Below are 21,491 nucleotides of genomic sequence, written 5' to 3' on the forward strand. Positions count from 1 at the left end.
ATATGAAAAGGCTTAAATTATTATGTATAACAGCAGCTTTGACTACTACATTATTTTCATCAACAGTTTTTGCTGCAGATGCTGCACAGCCTACGCAAAATATATTGGATGTAGACAAGGCTGTAAATATGGCTATTGAAAATTCGTATTCACTTAAAAAAATTGATTTAAGTATAGGACAGCTTAAGAATAAGTATGCAGATTCTCAGAGAAATGCTGCAGACTATGATAAAAAATTAAGTTATGTTCAATATACTCAAAATTATAATGATAGTATGAAATTAAATCTTGTAAAGGGAAGAGATTTTGCTCAGTCAGAATACAAATATGCTATATTCCAATATACAAATATAAAAAAGGCTTCAGAAAATGAGCTGAAGCTTGGTGTATATAAATTATATTCAGGACTTGTTAGTCTTAAGGAAGGGTTAGATACAGAACAACAAAATTTTAATAATGTAGAAGATCAGTATAAAAAGGCACAGCTCCAGCTACAACTTGGACTAGTATCAAAAGCAGATGTAAAAACTAGTGAAGCAGCATATACTGCTGAAAAGGCAAAATTGAATCAGTATCAAAGACAATATGATGCCTATACTAAACAGCTTAATCAGCTTTTAGGTGTGGATATTAATACAAAATATACAGGTTTTACAAAGGATAATTTAGCAACTTCAGCAAATACAAAAAGTTATAATGATTATGTAGAAGATGCAATTAAAAATAGAGTTAAAATAAAAAATGATACTGAAATGATTAATACAAAAAAAATGGAATTTGAATCTGTAAGGGGAATATATAGTGGTTCAAATACACCTGAATATAAAGTGGCTGAATATCCTGTAGAGGCGGCTAAGAATAAATTAGCTACAGACAAAGTTGACATATCGATAGAAATAAATAATTTATATAATGATTTACAGGTTAAAGTTAAAAAATTAGAACCTATAAAGAAGGATTATGACTCAATGAAAAAAACTTATGATAAGGCATTACAGAGCTATAACGTAGGCTTAATAAGCAAAATTGATTTTGATAAGGCAGCAGTAGGTCTTAAAGCTAAAGAAATTGCATTAAAGTCTGCTCAAAGAGATATATGGTTAGCACAAACGAATCTTGATTATGCTTCAGACGTTGGAGCAGATGGATCAACTCTTGCAAGTGCCAGTACTAATTAAATAGAGTATAGTTATTTATCACATTGGCTTAAAATTGGAGGTAAAATTATGAGAAAAAAATTAAGCTTTTTAATTGCATTAGCTATTTGTTTAAGCACAACTACTACTTCTTTTGCGGCAGCAGAAAGTACTACGGGCAATAGCGATAGTAGTATTGTACAAGTTGATAATAGTAGATTAAATTTAACAATGTATGATGCAACAAGTGGCATAGAAAAAAATAATACAGAAATAAAACTTATGAAAGATAAGGTTGATTCTTTGTATAAACAGTATGATTTAGATCATGAGATAGGTATAGCGTTAGATACTAGCTCATCTGGAGTAGATAAAATACAGGCAAAAACACAACAGCTTATTACCCCATTAAAAGATCAACAAAACATTAAAAATCAACAATTTGCTTTAGATGTTAGACTTAATAATTTAAAATTTGATATGGAAAGACAGTATTTAAATATTTTAACTTCCAATGATCAAATAGATAATATAAATAAGACTTTAACAAATATAGATGAGCAAATTAATAAATTACAGCAGCAAATTAATTTAGGACTAGCAACCAATGATTCGCTAAATTCTTTAAATGTACAAAAAAGTCAGCTTATGAATCAAATTGATTCTATTAATGCGGATATAGATAGTTCAATGTTAACTATAAAACAGTATTTGAATGTAGATTTAAATAGAAATTTAAACTTAGCTGATGCAAAAAAAGAATTTGCTATATTTGATGATACAAATGTATCAAGTAAAATTGATGAAGCTGTAGCAAAAGATTACGGAGTAATTGAAGCACAAAATTCTTTGGATATTGCTAAAAAGCAGCAGGAAATATATAAACAATATGATAATGATATAAGTGGTGGGCTTACTGGTGCTGAATCAGATTTGTTAAAAGCACAAAATGATTTAGTTGCAGCTAAGGCTAATGCAAAAACAAATATATGGAACAAGTATTATACTTTAAAAAGTGATGAAAATGCAGTTGAAACTCAAGCTTTAAATTTGAAAAGTGCACAGTCAGATTATGACAAGGCAAAAAGTAACTATGACAATGGAATGACAGATAAACTTGCTTTGGATACAGCAGCTTTAGCTTTGGATAAACAGAAAAATATGAGTCAAAGATCAAAAAATGAATATATGATAATACAGGAACAATTTAAATACATGTTAGATGGTCATGCTTCTGCACAACTTTCTACTAAAGCTATAGGAACATCAGGTATAGATTACTAAAATATAATTATGGAGGAGTTAAATTATGAGAAAAAGATTAAGCCTTTTAATTGCTTTAGCTATTTCTTTAAGCGTGTCAACTACTTCTATGGCAGCAGCAGCAGTCATGGTTACTGGAAGTGATAGCGTAGTTACAAGCATTAACATATCAGATTTAACATTAGACCAAGCTCTAAATAGTGTGGAAAATAGTAATATAGAAGTACAGTCACTTAATAATAAAATAGATTCTCTGAATAAGCAGCTTGACAATGATAAAAGAAAGGTTATAGGAATAGATGCTAGCGGTAAAACTGAAGCTAATTATTCTGGTTCAGAATATGCAGGGATTATGGTACAAAAGCAGGTTACACCAGTCCAAGATCAGCAGAATATTGATGATACTGAAAATAGCAAGGATGAAAAAATTAATACTGTAAAATTTGATTTGCAAAAACAATATATGAGCGCTGTAACAGCCAAAGAACAAGTGGATAATATTAATAAAAATATAACTAATTTAGATGAACAAATAAAGCAGACACAAGCCAAAATAGATTTAGGGCAATTAACTAAGGATTCTCTTAATTCCCTAAATGTTCAAAAAAGTAAACTTTTATCTCAATTAGCATCACCTTATATGCAGCAGCAGCAATCTATATTAAATATTAAAAAATATTTAAATATGGATATAAACAATACTTTAAATTTAGCACCTGCTAAAAAGCAATTTGTTAAATTTGATGATACTAATATAGGAGATAAAATCAAAGAGGCTATAAGTAGAGATTATAATTTAAATAGCATACAAAAAAATATTGATATTCAAAAAATACAGGTAGGCATACAGACGAAATATGCTTTTGATTCTCTTCTTGAACCTATGAATTCTAAGGCTGATTTAGAAGATTTGCAAAATAAGTTATACAATACTAATACAAATACTGATGTGAATTTATGGAAAGCGTATTATGCTTTAAAGAATAAGGAAGATACAGTTCAAGCTCAAGTAGCAGCTGAAGAAAGTGCTCAAGCGGCTTATGATAAGGCTAAACAGAGTTTTGATACTGGATTAATAGACAAGGTATCATTGGATTCTGCAGAGTTAGCTTTGAATACTCAGAAGGTGGCATTAGAGCAAGCTATAAATGACTATATGATTGTACAGGAACAATTCAAATATGCTTTAAATGGGCATGCTTCTACAGCAGCTTCTATTCAATAAAGGGATATATTAATATTGTGTTTTTTATAAAATGTAAGTGAATTTATTTACTTACATTTTATTTTTAATAGAAAATTCTAAATATAAAGTTTTTTATAATTGTAGCTATAAATAGTTTTAAATTATAAAAAGTACTGGTATTATTGTGTTTTTCAATATAATTTGTTGGGAAAATTAAATTTAATAATTTTAATTGATGAAAACTGGTAGGCTAGGTATATTGACAATAATATTAGTATGTGTATAATTATTATATAAATAGTAAATATGTTTACTATTTATATAAGTTACCTAAACTTGTGGTATAAATTTACAATAAAGTAATAAGTAATTATGTTTTCATATAAAATATAATTACAATATGATAAGGAGGTTTTTCCATGAAAAAAAGAGGTTTAATTTTCACATCATTAATTATAATAACATGTTTTTTTACAGGATGCAGTAACAATGCAGCAGCACTTACAGGAGATAATTTAACAAAAAAAAGCAATTCTAATTTAGTTGTTCAGGGAAATATAGAGACCAAGGAAGTAAATATAAACTCTAAAGTTGCAGGAAAGATAACGGCTATAAAGGTAGCTGAAGGTGACAGTATTAAAAATGGACAGGTTTTAATAACTATAGATAATAGTTCATTGGTTGCAAAAGATGCTCAATCAAAAGCTCAAATTGATGCAGCTACTGGACAAATGAAAGCAGCACAATCAGCAAAAGCAGCAGCACAAGCAGCACTTTCAAAAGCTCAAAATGGAGCAAGACCAGAAGAAATAGATGAGGCTAAGGCTCAATATGATTTAGCCCTATCTACATATAATAGAGTAAAGGGATTGTTCGATAAAAATTATGCAGCTCAAGCAGACTTAGATAAAGCTAAGGCTAGTTTGGATGTAGCAACAAGTCAATATAATCTGGCTAAAGATGGAGCAAGAAAAGAAGATATAGCAGCATTACAAGCACAAGTAAATCAAGCAGATGCAACAATACAGGGGTATCAAGCACAGATTAAGCAGGCTGAGGGTGGACAAAGTGAAGTACAAAGTTATATAGCTGATACTACAATCACAGCACCAGCAGATGGAATTGTAAACCAACTAAATGTAGAGGTTGGTGAACTTGTATCTACAGGTATGCCTCTTCTTGTAATAACAAATACAACTAAGCCATGGATTGAGTGTAATGTAAAGGAAACAGATCTTTCAAAGGTAAAATTAAATGGAACTGTTTCAGTAAAACTTCCAAGTTACCCTAAGGAAAAGTTTACAGGTAAGATAGTAAGAATAAATGAAAAACCAGATTTTGCTGTTAAAAGAGCTACAAATGATAATGGAGATTTTGATGTGCTATCCTATGGTGTTAAGGTTGAATTAGAGGATACAACTAAACAACTTCACCAGGGTATGACAGCTCTTGTTGACTTTGGAAAGTGAAGTGATTAATCTATTATGAAAGATAAAATGCTGAACTTTATAAAAATAGGTTTGAAATTAAAAGGAATTTTAACTTTTATATTCTTTATATTTTTTATTCCCATCGCCTGTAGTTTTATTTTAGGAAGTGAAATGCGTGAGGGTGAAATTAAAAATATTCCAACTGTAATTGTGGATCATGATAATTCTTCTTATAGCCAAATGCTTATAAAGGAAATAAAAAATAATGAAATATTTAATATAACTAATTATAGTGATAATGATTCAGATGTTAAAAATTTAATAGAAAATAATAAGGCAAGAGTTGGAGTTATTATTCCACAATCTTTTGCAAAGGATTTAACAGAAGGAAATGCTCCTAAGGTCCTTATATTTTATGATGGTTCACAGATGTCAATTACCAGTGCAGCCAAGTCAAGAATGGATGAAATACTTTTATCCATAAAGACTGGGTATATACAGCAGATTATGCAGGGAAAGCTTGGAGTAATGCCAGAAGTGTCTAGGAATTATATGCTTCCTATGTATTTTAATTATAGAATTTTAAACAATCCTGCTAGAAATTATAGCAACTTTTTAAATATAGGAATGTTAATTTCTGTAGCTCAAGTATGTTTTGTGATGTTAGGAGCAGACATGGTAAAAAAGGAAAAGCATTATTTATTTATATGGATAAAGACTATTTTGGGAGGTTTGGCAGGAGCTCTTTCTACCTTGATAACTTTGGCAATACAAGTTAAATACTATGGAGTTCCTTTTAGGGGGACAACTAAGGAAACTATTTTACTTACTATACTATTTTGTATTGCAATAGTAAGTTATGGAGTTTTAATAAGGCTTATTGTGAATCAAAAAATACTCTCTATACAAATTGGTGCAGTGACGGTTTTACCTACAAGTATACTTGGAGGGTATACTTTTCCAATTCTTGCAATGCCGGAGTTTTTTCAAAATTTATCAACAATTCTTCCCTTTGTACACTATGCAGGACCTATGAGAAGAATATTTCTTGTTGGTATAGGAGCAGAGTATATTAACCCAGAAATAAGCTGGTTTATTAAATTTATAATTTGGATGTGGATACTTTCAATAGGAGTATTCTATATAAAGAAGGCAGTTAAGAAGGGATATAAGCATATTAAAGAGAAGAAAAATAGTGTAAAGAATACTGGAGAGGCGGTGGAAGTATGAATAAGCAGGAACTCATTAAAATCACTGTTGCAAAAGTAAAAAATGTTGCAATACTTGTACTTTTACCTATTTTCTTTACCTGGCTTTTTTCTTTAGTATTCAGCAAGGTATTTGTTGAACAAATACCTTTTGGTGTTTTGGATTTGGATAATTCCTCTACATCTAGAACTATTGTAAGACAATTTGAAGATCATCCAGGCTTTAAGGTTACATACCATGCTGGATCCTATGATGATATTAATGAAAAAATAAAATCAGAAAAAGTTCAAGCTGCTATTATCATACCGAAGAATTTTGGTAAAGATGTATCGGAAATGAAGGCTCCAAAGACTATACTTTTGGTAAATGAAACAAATATAGTTATAGGAAATAATGCATTGTCTTATGGAAGTGCTATATTAAATACTTTAAATGCAAAAATTCAACTTAACGTATTAGAAGGAAATAATATGATGCCTTATTTGGCACAACAATCAGTTAGTTCTTTATCTTTTACTGAACGTATATTGTATGATCCTCAATTATGCTATGGTAAGTATTTAATTTATGGCCTTATAGCCATTTTAATTCAGCAAACTTATTTAGCAGTAGTAACACCTATTTTAATTACTGAAAAATCTAATTTAATTAAAATGAAGCTTAGATCAAAAAAGGGAATTAAAAAGATGGCTGTTGTTTGTTTGAGAATATTGTTAGCCATGTTATTTGCATATATAGGTTTTATTCTTTGCTTATATTGCGCAGGAAAGTATTTTAATATGCCCCTTAGGGGAACGCTTATAAATTACTTTAGAATAATGACCGTACTTATTATGGACCTTACTGGAGTAGCCTTTGTATTATCTTTTATTTTCAATAAGGTTCCGGATTTTAATAGATTTTCTATGTGTTTATCTGTACCAACATTTCTTACTGCAGGTTATTCATGGCCTGGATATATGATGCCAGGTGGTTTTAGTCGTATTGTTGAAACATTATGGCCTGTTATATATTCAGCAGATCCTTTAAGGGTAATAAGCTTAAAGGGTTCAAATATAGACTTTTTACGCCCATATATACAACAGGGAATTCACTATGCCTTAGTATGGATACCTATAGGTATACTATTGTACCTTATTAAGATTGTAATACTTAAATATATGTATAAAAAGTTTTTAAATACGCAAAAAGAAACTGCGTAAAAAATACTAAAGTGGAAGAAGGTAACTATTACCTTCTGCCGCTTTAGTATTCAAATGGTGAAAATTTATTAATATATGGTATACTTAAGTTATATTAAATAAAATGGAGGTATAGCATGTCAGAAGAAAAACAAAATGTAGAAATGGAGTTATCATTAACAGAAAGATTTGAAGCTGTAGTATCAGAGGTACAAAAAGATATTATGAATGAAGAAATTTCAGGTCTTGAACCTATAAAAGAGAGTGATATAAACATATCAACAATATATGCTTTTGATGATGGCGATGAAATAGAGGCTAAGGTATATTTTAGAAATGGACTATCAACAAATATCAATTTTGAATATGTATCTTTAGTGTTGGTTAATTCAAATGAAGAAGTAGTAGCTTCTAAAGTTTTTGATTTAAGAGAAATGGGGGATATTCCAATAGGTGGAGCGAGACCTTGGAAACTTTGCTTTGAGAAATCTTGTGTAGATATGGAGAAGTTTTCTCCTGAAAATTGTAAAGTACTTTTTAATAAAAATATAAAAGCTGTAAATTATGCAAAGTTTGAATTTGAAGATTTTCCCGAAGAATTCAATAATTTCAAAGGTCAATTTCAAACATTCTTAGAAAATCTTCCTAATGTAGAAAAGGGAAAGTTTACTGCTTCAGCTTTTAATATATCTTTACGACAGGATGGTAAGTTAATAGTGACTATTATTATGAGAAATTCTGTAGCAAAAGTAGCAAAGGTAGAAGAAATTCCAATAACAATTAAAGATGAAAGTGATAATGTAATAGCTAAAGGAAGATTTCAATTAAAGGATTTTACAATAAATCCAATGAAGGCAAAGGTATGTGTTGTAGCTTTTGAAACTAATTTAAATCCTGAATTGGGTGTAGATACTAGCAAGTGGAAGGCTGTTTTTTAATAGAATTTAAAATTATGGGTGAAAGTTAGTTCATAAAATAAACATAGTGTGAAGCAAAACTTTGCAAGTTAAGGAGTAACTATTAACTAAAAAAGTTGCTTCACAATATTTTTAAATTGTGAAAGTTAAATTTATATGAAAGGAAAATTTAATTACTATGGAAAAAGTTAGAGGTGACAGTAAAAAAAGCTTTTGGGCTGATATGTCACTATTTTTAACAGCTCTATTATGGGGAGGAGGCTTTGTTGCAGTAAAAGATGCTGTAAGCAATGTAACTCCTTTTTATATGCTGGCTATTAGATTTTTAGCCGCATCAATACTTTTAACTGCAGTATTTTATAAAAAATTTAAGGGTATAAGAAAACAGGATATTATATCAGGTTTCATTGTAGGTATTTTCTTATTCTTATCCATGTCAGCACAAACTATAGGCATTCAATATACCACTGCAGGTAAACAAGCTTTTATAACTACTGTATATGTGGTTATAATTCCTTTTTTTGTTTGGGCAATAGATAAAAAGAAACCAGATACATATTCTATAGTATCGGTGCTATTGACTTTTATAGGGATAAGTTTTTTAAGTATCAATAGTGAATTTAAGTTAAGTATGAATTTAGGTGATTGGATTACACTGTTTTCAGCTTTTTTATTTGCTGCTCATATAGTTTCTATAGCTCATTTCACAAAAGATACAAATCCCATTGTGCTCTCAGTGCTTCAAATGAGTTTCGCAGGAATTATGTCACTTGTTTTTGCATTGATATTTGAGGGTAAATTTACAGGGATAAACAACAACGCTTTATTTTCAATGTTTTATATTATAATTTTTAGTACAACCATACCTTTTTTAATTCAAAATGTAGCTCAAAAATATACTCATCCAAACCATGTAGGTATAATACTTAGTTTTGAATCTGTATTCGGAGCAATTTTATCTGTAATATTTTTAAAGGATATTTTTACAATAAATATGATTGTAGGTTGCATCATTATATTTATTGCTGTAATTATATGTGAAACTAAGTTAAGTTTTTTAAAGAATAGTAAAAAAAATGATTTATAAAGTATGCTGAGTTATGATATAATAGTGCAGTGTTTTGACGATTTTAGTTAACATTGACATAGATTTAATAGTATATACATTTTATAAATGGAGGAATTTAATAAATATGATAAGTACAAATAATGTTAGTTTAAGGTATGGTGCACGTAAATTATTTGAAGACGTTAATGTAAAGTTTACACCAGGAAACTGTTATGGACTTATAGGTGCTAATGGAGCTGGAAAATCAACATTTTTAAAAATACTTTCAGGTGAGATTGAGCCTAATACAGGAGATGTAATAATAACTCCTGGAGAAAGAATGGCAGTTTTAAAGCAAAATCACTTTGAATTTGATGAGCATAATGTATTAGAGACAGTTATAATGGGTCATGAAAGACTATACAATATTATGAAAGAAAAAGAAGCTATATATGCTAAGGAAGACTTCACAGATGAAGATGGAATAAAAGCTTCAGAGCTTGAAGGTGAATTTGCAGAGCTTAATGGTTGGGAAGCAGAGGCCGAAGCTGCATCACTGCTTATGGGGCTTGGAATATCTATAGATCTTCATGACAAACTTATGAAGGATTTGGATGGTGCTGAAAAGGTAAGAGTTCTTTTAGCTCAAGCTTTATTTGGCAAACCTGATATATTATTATTAGACGAGCCTACAAACCATTTAGATATAAAATCTATTAAATGGCTAGAAAACTTCCTTATGGATTTTGAAAACACTGTAATTGTAGTATCTCATGATAGATATTTTTTAAATAAGGTATGTACTCATATGGCTGATTTGGATTTTGGAAAGATTCAAATGTATGTTGGAAACTATGATTTCTGGTATGAATCAAGTCAGTTAGCTCTTCAAATGGCAAAAGACCAGAATAAGAAGAAAGAAGAGAAAATTAAGGAATTGGAAGCCTTTGTTGCAAGATTTAGTGCTAATGCATCTAAATCAAAACAGGCTACTTCGCGTAAAAAGCAGCTAGATAAAATAACTTTAGATGATATAAAACCTTCTTCTCGTAAGTATCCTTTTGTTGGTTTTAAGGCAGATAGAGAAGCTGGCAATGATCTTTTACTAGTAGATGGTTTAACTAAAACTATAGATGGAGTAAAAGTTTTAGATAATTTAAGTTTTATAGTAAATAAGGGAGATAAAATAGCTTTTGCAGGAACAAATGAGTTAGCAAAAACTACTCTATTCCAAATATTAACTGGTGAAATAGAGCCAGATGCTGGTGAATATAAATGGGGAATAACTACTTCCCAATCTTATTTCCCAAAGGATAATACAAAATACTTTGATGGAGTAGATTTAAGTTTAGTGGATTGGCTTCGTCAGTTTTCAGAAGAAAAATCAGAAAGCTTTATAAGAGGTTTTCTTGGAAGAATGCTTTTTTCAGGAGAAGAGGCATTAAAGAATGCAAGTGTGCTTTCAGGAGGAGAAAAGGTTCGCTGTATGCTTTCAAGAATGATGCTCAGTGGTTCTAATGTTTTAATATTAGATGAACCAACCAACCATCTTGATCTTGAATCTATTACAGCAGTAAATAATGGTTTAATCAATTTTGATGGAACAATACTTTTTACATCTCATGACCATCAATTTGTGCAGACTGTTGCTAATAGAATTATGGAAATTACACCTAAAGGATTAATGGATAGACAAATGACTTATGATGAATATTTAGAAAATGAAGATATTCAAAGGCAGTTAGAAGATATGTATAAGTAACATTTTAATGATTATTATATAAACTTAAGAAATTATTTACAAAATATTGAACATTTCTCAATATTAATTATGTCAATGTGATGATATAATTAATATTGAGTTATTCACCATATATTATAAAGGTGAATTAAAATTTATATTAGCTTTTGTATAAAGTAAGAGGGGATGTTTGATTCATGAAAAAGTTTTTGAAAAAGCTAACGTTAATTACAATATGTATATCAATGTTTGTATCTTTAACAGGTTGTTATACAGCTGTTAAACCTGATAAAGATCCTAAGAAGTTGGTTCAAGATGTAAAAAGAACAAATCAGATTAAGAAAGAAAAAGATTTAGTTAATGGCGAAGTGTATGTTAAAAACAATATGGTAACTGCAACTATGGTTTTTAAGGATAACATAGGTGAAAAGGAAGCTAAAGATTTAGTAAATAAGTATGTTGAAGAATTAAAAGAAGAATATAAAGGTATGAAGATAAATGTTCAGGCAGTACAAAAAAATAAAAATATAGCTAATATTACTGTAAACAAGTAAAATCATAAACTGATATATTATGCATAAATTGTATATTATGAATTTCAGTCATGTATGATTAGGTTTGATTTTGAAGATACAGTGTGTTATATTAAATTAGAAACGTAAAAATATAAGTAAATTTATTTGAAAAGAATTACTATATTTAATATAAGTAACAATGAATGGATTAGTATATAAAACTTGGAGGTTTATATTATAATGGTGAAAAAAATAGAAAAAAGTCAATCTAATAAAATTGAAGACGCAAATGTTGAAATGCTAGAAGTGCCTACAGTTCTTTCGCTTTTAGAAAATGATGATAATGTAATGTCTGATGTTCAAAAAGATATATTGGAAGATGAAATAAAAGAACTTCCTCCAATAAAAGAAGGTCAGTTGAACATTTCTGGTATATATGCTTATGATTTAGGTGAAAAATTAGAAGTTAAAGCTTACATAAGAAATGGTTATTCGAAAGAAATATCCTTAGATAATATACCTTTAGTTATATATAATTCTAAAAATGAAATGTTAGCTTATCAAGTTTTTAATTTAAATAGTTTAGGAGCAATTCCATCTAAGGGTGCAAGACCAGTAAAAGTTTATTTTGAAAAGAAAAATGTATATGTAGAAAGTATTCCTGTGGATGATTGGAGTATAGGTTTTGATACAAAAGTTGAAACTGCAAAAAGGGTTAAAATAGATTATGAAAAATTACCTAGAAACATAGAGGTAGAAGATAAACTTGTATTTGATAACTTTTTAAGAGGTCTTCCAGATGTAAATGAAGGAGAGTTTATTATTTCTACATTTAGCGTAGGAATTCAAAAGGATGGAACTATAATAGTTACAGTTGTTATGAGAAATGGTAATGATAAAGCAATTGGGTTGAAAGAAATCCCTATATCACTAAAAGATGCTAATGGAAATGTTGTAAAATCAAATTTATTTAAGCTTGAAAATTTTGAGGTCGGAGCTTTCAAAGCTAGAATATTTAATTTTGCATTTCCAACAAATTTCAAGTTGGAAAAGGATGTTGCTTTAGATGATTGGAAGGTTGAATTTAACTTACAAGAGGTAGCTAAACAACCTTTAAATGAAGAATAGAATATAGATAAATAATTTATAAATAAACACAAAAAAGCATTTTAGAAAAAAATTTTTTTCTAAAATGTTTTTTTGCATAGGTATTTCCTTTAGTGGGTAATTTTACATCCCCATTTTTAACAAATTATTTATTTCAATAAATTCCAAAATGATGTATAATTTCTATAATACATAATATAAGAATTTTCAGGAGGATGAAAATAATGAACAATAGAACAAAGTTCATTGAAGAGAAAAAACAATGCAGCACAAATAGGAGTATGCAAATATCGAGCATGTTAGCTACATTTGCTTTTGTATTATTTTTTATTACAAGCATGACATTTAGTGTACAAGCTGCTAGTTCCTCTTTATTGGAAGAAGCTAGACAAACTATTAAAAATAATTATGTTAGTGAAGTGCCAGATAGTGTATTAAATGCACCTACCATAGAAGAGATGGTAAAAAGGCTCAATGACCCTTACTCAGAGTATTTCTCTAAGCAAGAACAACAAGATTTCGTAAATGTTATAGACAATAAAATGTATGGAATTGGAATATATATGGAAATTATTCCGGAGGGGGTTAAAATAAGTAGTGTTATAAATAATTCTCCAGCATCAGAAGCTGGTATTAAAGCTGGAGATATAATAACTTCTGCAAATGGTACATCTTTAGCAGGCGTGGCATCAAAACAAGCAGCTTCTTATATACAAGGAGAAGAGGGGACTACTGTCAATTTAGTAATAAAAAGAGGAGACTCTCAATTAAATTTTGCTGTAACAAGAAGAGAAATAAGTATACCAACAGTAGAAGGAAAGATGTTAAATAATAATGCAGCCTATATACAGGTATCTTCTTTTGGAAGTGATACATCAGAATTATTTACTCAGAAGCTTAAGGAACTTAAAATGAAAAACCCAGAATTTTACATAATTGATTTAAGAAATAATGGTGGAGGATATATGAGTACTGCTTTGGATATGGCAGGAAACTTTATAGGAGAAAATCGTGCAATAATTATAGAAAATAAACAAGGGCAAAAGACAGGATATTTAGCCAGTGATAAAGGAAGCGTTATAGACAAGCCTGTATTCTTTCTTGTAAATGAGAATACTGCTAGTGCTTCAGAGATTTTGTCAGCTGCAGTAAAAGATTATAATAAGGCATTTTTTATAGGTACTACAACTTATGGTAAGGGAGTAGCACAGCAAATGTTTCCACTATCTGATGGAAGTTATTTAAAGCTTACGGTAGAAAAATTTTACTCACCTAAGGGAAATGTTATACAGAAAACTGGAATAACTCCAGATTTCAAGGTGGAAGATGCAAATACTTTAGCATTACCTGTTGCAGATTTATTTTCAGGGAAATGTAAAAATGCTGTAGATAAAACAGGTTATGTAAAGGTAACAGCAGGTGGTAAGGATTTTGAAATAAATTTGGATACAGCCAAAGATGAAGCTCATTGGGCTGCATTTAAGTATATAATAAGCACAGTATCGAAGGATAATGTATATATAGGAACTAAAAATGGATGGACTAAAACACCAGGAGATTATTTTAATAATATATATAAATTTTTCTATGGTAATCTTAAGAATTTAGATTCTGCAACTAATGTGCCAAAAAATAAAATATTTAATGTAACTTTTAATAAAAATGTAGATATAGATGCTGTTAAAAATAATGCAGATATTGAAATTATAGATGCTGAAACTGGAGAACGTGCTGCTTTTGATATAAAAAAAGTGGGAGACAAAAAAGTAAGTTTAGTACCTAAAGAAGAATTAAGGTCTGGGGATACTTATTATGTGAAAGCAAAAGATATAATTAAATCTTATACTGTAAAGTAGGGCCAAAATATGAAGAGTAATCATGAATTACCCACATTTAATTATAAGATTTTTAGAAAAAAAAGAAAAACCATAGGGATTAAAATAACTAATAAGGGAGAGGTTATAGTTACTTCTCCCTTTGGTATTAGTGACAAAATCATAGAAGATATAGTTAAGAAAAAGTCTTCATGGATATTAGGTAAGCTTAATATTATTAAAAGTGAAAAGTTAGAGGAAAAAACATCTTTAAAGAATGGTTATAAACTTTTATATTTAGGAATACAATTAAAACTGGAGTTGTTTTATGAAAAACCAGATAATTGTAATTTTTTTATTGACAATGAAAGCTTTAAGGTTTATTTTGATGGTAATATAGGATTAGATGAGGATGGTATTAAAAATCATATAATCGAGATATATAAAAAACAAGCAAAAAAGGTACTAATAGAAAGAACTAAAATTTACAGCAAGTTGATTAATGCAAATCCACTAAAAGTTACTATAAAGAGTCAGAAAACCCTTTGGGGAAGTTGTTCATCTAAAAGAAATATAAATTATAACTATAAAATAATAATGGCACCTATAGAAGTGGTAGACTATCTAGTGGTACATGAACTATGCCATTTAATACACATGAATCATTCTAAACAATATTGGAGTACGGTACAAAGCATATTGCCTGATTATAAAATTAGAAGACGATGGCTTAAAGATAACGGATTCAAATTAATGAGATATTTTGAATAACAATGAATATTTTATTGAATTCATAAATATAAGTATGTATCTGGACATTGTAATAGATATAAAGTAAAATTATATTGTTATAGTACAATGGCAAATAATAATAAGGAGAATGGTTATGGTTTTTCATTCGTTATTTATAATTGCAATGGCTCTTTCGCTAGATGCGTTTGGAGTAGCCTTATGCATAGGATTAAATAATAATGTAAAAACAAATGATAAGATCTTGTTCGCAAGTTCTTTTGGATTTTTTCAATTTTTATTTTCTATTTTAGGAGCATATACGGGATTCTTATTTAACAGATACATAGCTTCAGTTCCTAGCATTATAGGAGGTGCACTGATAGCTATAGTTGGAATAATGATGTTAAAAGAAGGATTTGAAAACAAGGATGAATGTCCTGCAATAAAGCCAGGCATGGCTATAATTTTAGGAATATCAGTAAGTATAGATGCTATGGTTATAGGATTTACTACTCTCCATAGTGCAGGAAATAAGTTTGTTATTTTTAGCAATACTATATTTATAGGTGTAGTTACATTAATAGTAGTTTCAATAGCATTTTTTATTGCAAAGTATTTAAAACGTATAGAAATAATAAGTAAGTATGCAGATTACATAGGTGGAATTATATTAGTTATTTTTGGTATAAAAATGATGTTTTTCTAGTAAATTGACATTTCATTGGTTTGGGATATGGAAAAATTGGGGTGATGGTATGGAAATAGAGCATTATTTGAGACAGCATGGCATAAAGGTAACAAAGGCAAGAATAAATATACTAGATATCTTATGTGAAAATGATAGTGCGTTAAGTGCGGAGTTCATATTTGATGAATTTAAACATAGGAAAATAAATATTGATTTGTCAACAGTTTATAGATCATTAGAACTGTTTGAAAAAAAGGATATTGTAAGAAAGTTTGATTTAGGTTGTGGAAAATATAATTATATCATAAAGAAAGAAGATCATAAGCACATAATACAGTGTAAATTATGTCATAAAAAAGTAGAGATAGACTGTCCTATGCAGCAAATTAGAGAAATAATAAAGAATACTACTGGGTTTACTTCTGTAAATGAAGAGTTAAATATTAATCTTGAAGGAATTTGTGATGAATGTAAAAAGAAAGAACACAAAAAAAGTAAAGAATAGAGATTCTATTCTTTTATTGTTCTAAATTTAAATTAGGTTTTGAAACATATACATTTTTTACTTTCCATATACCTTTAGTATTTTTTTCTAAAAATACATTATAGGCTACTTTCTTATGAGGAGATTTATCTTCCATTCCATCCACATTTATTACCGCCATACTACCATTAGAAAAACTTAAGTTTATTTTGGATATACTACACATTTTATGATCATTAAAAATTCCAGTAGTAAAGTATTTTTGAACCACATAATTTATGTCTGTACATTTATTATAGGTATATCTGTATCTTATTAAGCCGCCTATAATGGCAATGGATAATAAAATTATTAAAAGCTTTTTCATAAGCTACCTCCTAAAAAATGGGATACAACATAATAATAACCAAAAAATGGAAATAAGTAAATACTTATTTGTTTTATATAGAAATAATTACAGTTTTGTAAAGGATGGTGTTAACATTGAATTTTTCTTCTTTAGTATTAATGGAAAAGGATAAGGAAACCAATTTTATAGTAAAAGAATTAGGCAGCTATGAAGTTAGTGATGGCGCTGAATATATTACAAAGATGTTTTATGATGGTGATAAAGTAAATGTATACTTTGATACAAATTCAGATGTAGAAGAATGGCAATATTCTGCAATATTTGATTTGTTTGATGTTGAAGCTTTTTCAAAAAGTGAATATGTTATAGAAGATGTAGATGATGAATATAATCCAACTTGGCTTGTTAAATTTGATTACATTGAAAATCATGAAGATATGAATGAGAGAATAAACAATTTGTGTGTTTTGATAAAAGATTCCATGATGAAGGTTTTGGAGGATATAAAAGGTAAAAAAGAAGAATACGAATAAGGCTATTTAATGTGTTTAAGCCCATTAAATTTTATTGAGGTGGAAAAATGAGGTTAGAGTTTATAAACAAGGTAAAACCAGGTGATGTAATTAGTAAGAGCATTTTAAGCAATGAAGGACGTGTATTATTAAGAACAGGTGTGAAGTTAAGTAGCAGTTACATAAAAAAGTTAACAGAGTTAGGTGTGTTTTATGTCTATGTGCACGATGATAGATTAGATGATGTAAATGTGGAAGACGAAAGATTGACAGAATTAAAGCAGGTTACTATACAGAGTATGTCTGGAATTATGAAAAATATTAATAATGTTAATAGCAGAGAACTTAAAGAATCTTTAAGTAGAGTAGAAGAAATGATAAGCTATGTAGTAGAATTGGGTGATATTAATAAAAGCCTTTATGACATAAAAACTTTTGACAATTATACATATATACATTCTTTAGATACTTGCATAATGACTGCTTTTTTGGGGATGACGGGAAAGTATAACCAATGGGATTTGAAGGAAATGGTCATTGGTGCAACTCTCCATGATATAGGAAAAACAAAGATATCAAATGATATATTAAATAAAAGTGGAAACTTAACAAAGGAAGAGTTTGAAGAAGTGAAAAAGCACACTATATATGGTGCTGAGATACTAAGAAAAAATATTACAATACCAGAGTCCATAATTAAGATCGTTGAACAACATCATGAAAGAGTTGATGGAAAAGGATATCCCTATGGTTTAACTGGTAAACAGATATCAAAATTTGCTAAGGTTATATGTGTGTGTGATGTATATGATGCAGTTAGTAATGATAGATGTTATAGAAATAAGTTTACCCTTAATGATTCTTATGAACTCATTCTTTCAGGAGCTGGAACTAGTTTTGATAGTGAAGTAGTTGCAAGGTTTAAGGATACATTTTCTATTTATCCATTAGGGTGTTGTGTAAGGCTTTCAAATGGTGATGAAGGATATGTAATAAATCAGAATAAGGGATTTCCTGACAGGCCAATAATAAGAATTTTATATGATTTCAGGACAAAAAAGCCAGTGTCTTTTTATGAAATAGATCTTCTTAAAAATCCTAGTATTGTAATAAAAGGCGTTGTGTAGTATGAATTGAAAAACCTCCGTATTTAAGATTTCGGAGGTTTTTTTAGATATAAGCACAAATGTTTTTGAGAAAAATAAGGAGAGTAATATGGATAAGTATATAAAAAACCTAATAAATAGGTTGTGCGAAATTTATGGATACAACATTATAGAGTTTCAGGGAACTATGCCCGGATTCCAAAGTAGCTGGGGAGCTGTGAAAAAGTATGAAAATGCTGCAGAAGTAATATTTTTTTCAAATATAAATGATTATAACTCTTTAAATAAAGAAAATTTTCTAAATTCATTAAAAAGTGCTCTACAATGTGACAATATAAGATTAATACAAATTATAGTAGGTAATAATGTAAATGAAAGAATTTATCCACAGTGTGAATATATTTTTATAAACATTGTGGATAATAAAATACTTTATTATAGTACCGGATTAGAAAATAAAGTCGAGGAGTTATTAAATTGTATGAGAAGATCATTATCAAACTATGAAAAAACAGAAGCATCAATTATAACATACATTTTAATTACTGTAAATGTACTTGCATATATTGTAACTGCCTATTTATCGGGGAATTTTGTGGATAGTAATATTAATGTATTAGTATTTCTAGGAGCTAAAGTAAATTATCTTATAGCAAGAGGAGAGTATTACAGATTAATTACTTGTATGTTTTTGCATGGGGGCATTATGCATTTGCTTTTAAATATGTTTGCACTTTATTCACTAGGACCTTTTATTGAAAAAATTTATGGAAAAATTAGATATTTAATTATATACTTTTTATCAGGTATAGTCTCATCAATTTTCAGTTATATGTTTTCAACTGCAGTTTCTATAGGAGCTTCTGGAGCAATATTTGGACTCCTTGGAGCAGCACTAATATTTGCAATGAAAATGAAGGACAGAATAGGAAGAGGCTTTATAACTAATATTGTATCAGTAATACTTATAAACTTATTTATGGGATTTTCCATGAGTAATGTGGATAACTTTGGACATTTAGGAGGACTCATAGGAGGAAGTGCAATAACGCTTTTACTAGGTATAGGAAAAAGGTACTAATAGTCAGGATTTATTTACAAAATAAAAATAATGCGAAGCAAAACTTCGCATTATTTTTAAATTATTCTAAAACAAGGTCTTCTTTGTATAAGGTTTCTTTTTCTAAAAGCAAGTTAGTTATATTCTCTAAATTATGCTTTTCATTTAAAAGTAAAGTCTTAACTTCTTCATATACAGAATCTATAAACTCTTTACATTCTTTAATTATCTGATCTGGATTTAAGTTTAAATTCAAAAGTTCTTCCATATTTAAAAGACCTAAAGTTTCACCCATACCATATTGAGTTACCATATTAAAAGATATGCTTGTACTACGTTTTAAGTCATTATGAGCACCTGTAGTTATATAGTTAGCTCCAAATATAATTTCTTCAGCAGCTCTTCCTCCAAGCAGTACCATTATTCTATTTTTTAAATAATTTTTATTCTGATATAAGCTGTCTTCAGGTATGCTTAAAGTATATCCTCCAGCACCTTTAGTACTTGGTATAATGGTTATTTTTGATACTGTTTCATTAGGCAGAACTTTTAAAGATACAAGAGCATGTCCGGCTTCATGATAAGCAGTAATTTTTCTATCAATATCCTTTATATAATCTCTATTTTTCTTCTCGTGGCCTGCTAAAACTATAGAAAATGCTTTATCCAGATGTAAATCATTTATGTTTTTGCTATTTTCTTTACAAGCTAATATTGCAGCTTCATTTACTAAATTTTCAATTTTAGCTCCAGAAAAATAAGAGGTTTTCTGTGCCCATTCTTTTATATTTATATTTCCAATAGGTTTATTTTTTAAATGTAAATCAAGTATTTTTTCCCTGGCACTTATATCTGGAAGCATTATTTCTATATGTCTGTCAAATCTTCCAGGTCTCAGTAATGCAGGGTCAAGCATGTCCAATCTATTGGTAGCAGCCATTATTATAATACCTTCTTTTTCATTAAATCCAGACATTTCAGTAAGAAGGGCATTTAAAGTTTGATCTCTTTCATCAGATCCACCACTGCTTTTTCCGGAATCCCTTTTTTTACCTATAGCATCAATTTCGTCAATAAATATAACTGCTTTTCCAGTGCTATTATTTCTAGCTTTTTTAAATAACTGTCTTATACGACTGGCACCTACTCCAACATACACTTGAATAAAATCAGAACCGGAAACAGCATAAAATGGAACTCCAGCTTCTCCTGCTACAGCCTTTGCAAGAAGAGTTTTCCCAGTACCAGGTTCCCCATAAAGTATAACGCCCTTTGGCATTCGTGCACCATAAGAGGTATATTTATCAGGTCTTTTTAAGAAATCTACTAAATCCTTTACACTCTCCTTAGCCTCTTCATTACCAGCAATACTCTCAAAGTTATGATCTGTGTTTCCAACTTCTACTGTATCTAAAGCATCTACTGCTAAGATACCCTTAGAAGCAATGTTAGAGGATTTTAACCACATAACAGCAATAGCAATAATAGATATAACTAAACCAATTGTAGAAAATAGACCTCTATTATCATATGGAGTGTCTTCAGAAACAGAGATGTTGTTTTTTAGTAAAGCTTCCTTAAAATCATTTGTTCTAGGATTATCTGTTTCGTATACAGTTCCACTTTTTAATTTTACAGCTATCTTAGGAGAATTAGTTATATAAACAGTAGAAATATTTTTATTAGATATATCCTTTAAAAATAACACATAAGATTTATAATCTTTAGGTTTAAGTGTATAATTAAAAAATATAGAAGAGCCTAGGAAAACCATAGCGGTAAACATAGGAATTAATATAAATTTGTTTTTAATCTTATTCATAAATACCTCGCCTTTCTAAATTTTAATGTTTTCACACTATTCCAAATACCTTGATTATGATATTATAATATTTTTGATTTTTAGTCTAACGAAAATCATAAAATTTGCTAAAGTAATTTATGGAACTTGGGTGCACAAAATATTTATTGCGCAAATCAAAATTTATTGTATACTTTATGTATAAAATAATC

General features: G+C 29.1%; 20 protein-coding genes. 18 read left to right on the forward strand and 2 right to left on the reverse strand.

Annotation, left to right across the window (positions count from 1 at the left end):
• Nucleotides 1-2: 2 nt before the first annotated feature.
• From Q6H37_RS01890 to Q6H37_RS01960, 15 genes are all read left to right on the forward strand, one after another.
• The gene (locus Q6H37_RS01890) at nucleotides 3-1,178 is read left to right on the forward strand and encodes a TolC family protein (protein WP_318738914.1); all 1,176 of its coding nucleotides are present in this window, start codon (nucleotides 3-5) and stop codon (nucleotides 1,176-1,178) included.
• 48 nt (nucleotides 1,179-1,226) lie between these two features.
• Complete coding sequence (locus Q6H37_RS01895; RefSeq protein ID WP_318738915.1) at nucleotides 1,227-2,420, forward strand: TolC family protein; 1,194 nt, start codon at nucleotides 1,227-1,229, stop codon at nucleotides 2,418-2,420.
• Between the two features lie 25 nt (nucleotides 2,421-2,445).
• On the forward strand, nucleotides 2,446-3,624 hold the full coding sequence (locus Q6H37_RS01900; RefSeq protein ID WP_318738916.1) for a TolC family protein: 1,179 nt from the start codon (nucleotides 2,446-2,448) through the stop codon (nucleotides 3,622-3,624).
• 380 nt (nucleotides 3,625-4,004) lie between these two features.
• Nucleotides 4,005-5,054 carry an HlyD family secretion protein gene (locus Q6H37_RS01905; protein ID WP_318738917.1) on the forward strand — a complete coding sequence of 350 codons (1,050 nt, stop codon included), beginning with the start codon at nucleotides 4,005-4,007 and terminating at the stop codon, nucleotides 5,052-5,054.
• Nucleotides 5,055-5,081: 27 nt separating this feature from the next.
• Nucleotides 5,082-6,245, forward strand: a complete 1,164-nt coding sequence (locus tag Q6H37_RS01910) for an ABC transporter permease (protein ID WP_318742898.1) — start codon at nucleotides 5,082-5,084, stop codon at nucleotides 6,243-6,245.
• Nucleotides 6,242-7,426: an ABC transporter permease gene (locus Q6H37_RS01915; RefSeq protein ID WP_318738918.1), complete on the forward strand. Its 1,185-nt coding sequence runs from the start codon at nucleotides 6,242-6,244 to the stop codon at nucleotides 7,424-7,426. The genes Q6H37_RS01910 and Q6H37_RS01915 overlap by 4 nt, the downstream gene beginning before the upstream one ends.
• Before the next feature lie 116 nt (nucleotides 7,427-7,542).
• Nucleotides 7,543-8,343, forward strand: coding sequence for an SLAP domain-containing protein (locus Q6H37_RS01920; RefSeq protein WP_318738919.1), 801 nt, complete (start codon nucleotides 7,543-7,545; stop codon nucleotides 8,341-8,343).
• Nucleotides 8,344-8,500: 157 nt separating this feature from the next.
• Nucleotides 8,501-9,409, forward strand: coding sequence for a DMT family transporter (locus tag Q6H37_RS01925; RefSeq protein ID WP_318738920.1), 909 nt, complete (start codon nucleotides 8,501-8,503; stop codon nucleotides 9,407-9,409).
• Nucleotides 9,410-9,515: 106 nt separating this feature from the next.
• The gene (locus tag Q6H37_RS01930) at nucleotides 9,516-11,132 is read left to right on the forward strand and encodes an ABC-F family ATP-binding cassette domain-containing protein (RefSeq protein WP_318738921.1); all 1,617 of its coding nucleotides are present in this window, start codon (nucleotides 9,516-9,518) and stop codon (nucleotides 11,130-11,132) included.
• Between the two features lie 176 nt (nucleotides 11,133-11,308).
• On the forward strand, nucleotides 11,309-11,665 hold the full coding sequence (locus Q6H37_RS01935) for a hypothetical protein (protein WP_318738922.1): 357 nt from the start codon (nucleotides 11,309-11,311) through the stop codon (nucleotides 11,663-11,665).
• Between the two features lie 201 nt (nucleotides 11,666-11,866).
• Nucleotides 11,867-12,754 (forward strand): SLAP domain-containing protein, encoded by an 888-nt coding sequence (locus Q6H37_RS01940; protein WP_318738923.1) that lies wholly within the window; start codon nucleotides 11,867-11,869, stop codon nucleotides 12,752-12,754.
• A gap of 203 nt (nucleotides 12,755-12,957) precedes the next feature.
• The gene (locus Q6H37_RS01945) at nucleotides 12,958-14,589 is read left to right on the forward strand and encodes a S41 family peptidase (protein WP_318738924.1); all 1,632 of its coding nucleotides are present in this window, start codon (nucleotides 12,958-12,960) and stop codon (nucleotides 14,587-14,589) included.
• A 9-nt stretch (nucleotides 14,590-14,598) separates the two neighbouring features.
• Complete coding sequence (locus Q6H37_RS01950) at nucleotides 14,599-15,318, forward strand: SprT family zinc-dependent metalloprotease (protein ID WP_318738925.1); 720 nt, start codon at nucleotides 14,599-14,601, stop codon at nucleotides 15,316-15,318.
• 115 nt (nucleotides 15,319-15,433) lie between these two features.
• Nucleotides 15,434-15,985 (forward strand): manganese efflux pump MntP family protein, encoded by a 552-nt coding sequence (locus tag Q6H37_RS01955; protein WP_318738926.1) that lies wholly within the window; start codon nucleotides 15,434-15,436, stop codon nucleotides 15,983-15,985.
• 49 nt (nucleotides 15,986-16,034) lie between these two features.
• Nucleotides 16,035-16,472, forward strand: coding sequence for a Fur family transcriptional regulator (locus Q6H37_RS01960; RefSeq protein WP_318738927.1), 438 nt, complete (start codon nucleotides 16,035-16,037; stop codon nucleotides 16,470-16,472).
• Nucleotides 16,473-16,485: 13 nt separating this feature from the next.
• On the opposite strand, the gene Q6H37_RS01965 is transcribed toward Q6H37_RS01960, so the two are convergent.
• Nucleotides 16,486-16,818, reverse strand: coding sequence for a hypothetical protein (locus Q6H37_RS01965; RefSeq protein WP_318738928.1), 333 nt, complete (start codon nucleotides 16,816-16,818; stop codon nucleotides 16,486-16,488).
• 116 nt (nucleotides 16,819-16,934) lie between these two features.
• On the opposite strand from Q6H37_RS01965, the gene Q6H37_RS01970 reads away from it, so the two are divergent.
• From Q6H37_RS01970 to Q6H37_RS01980, 3 genes are all read left to right on the forward strand, one after another.
• A complete protein-coding gene (locus Q6H37_RS01970) occupies nucleotides 16,935-17,333 on the forward strand; it encodes a DUF6762 family protein (protein WP_318738929.1) in 399 nt (132 codons plus the stop codon).
• Nucleotides 17,334-17,380: 47 nt separating this feature from the next.
• The gene (locus Q6H37_RS01975; RefSeq protein WP_318738930.1) at nucleotides 17,381-18,439 is read left to right on the forward strand and encodes an HD-GYP domain-containing protein; all 1,059 of its coding nucleotides are present in this window, start codon (nucleotides 17,381-17,383) and stop codon (nucleotides 18,437-18,439) included.
• Between the two features lie 88 nt (nucleotides 18,440-18,527).
• Nucleotides 18,528-19,499: a rhomboid family intramembrane serine protease gene (locus Q6H37_RS01980; RefSeq protein WP_318738931.1), complete on the forward strand. Its 972-nt coding sequence runs from the start codon at nucleotides 18,528-18,530 to the stop codon at nucleotides 19,497-19,499.
• 61 nt (nucleotides 19,500-19,560) lie between these two features.
• On the opposite strand, the gene Q6H37_RS01985 is transcribed toward Q6H37_RS01980, so the two are convergent.
• Nucleotides 19,561-21,300 (reverse strand): ATP-dependent metallopeptidase FtsH/Yme1/Tma family protein, encoded by a 1,740-nt coding sequence (locus tag Q6H37_RS01985; protein WP_318738932.1) that lies wholly within the window; start codon nucleotides 21,298-21,300, stop codon nucleotides 19,561-19,563.
• Between the last annotated feature and the right edge of the window lie 191 nt (nucleotides 21,301-21,491).

It is taken from the genome of Clostridium sp. JS66, from assembly GCF_033561535.1.
GTDB classification, from domain to species: Bacteria; Bacillota; Clostridia; order Clostridiales; family Clostridiaceae; genus Clostridium_AM; species Clostridium_AM carboxidivorans.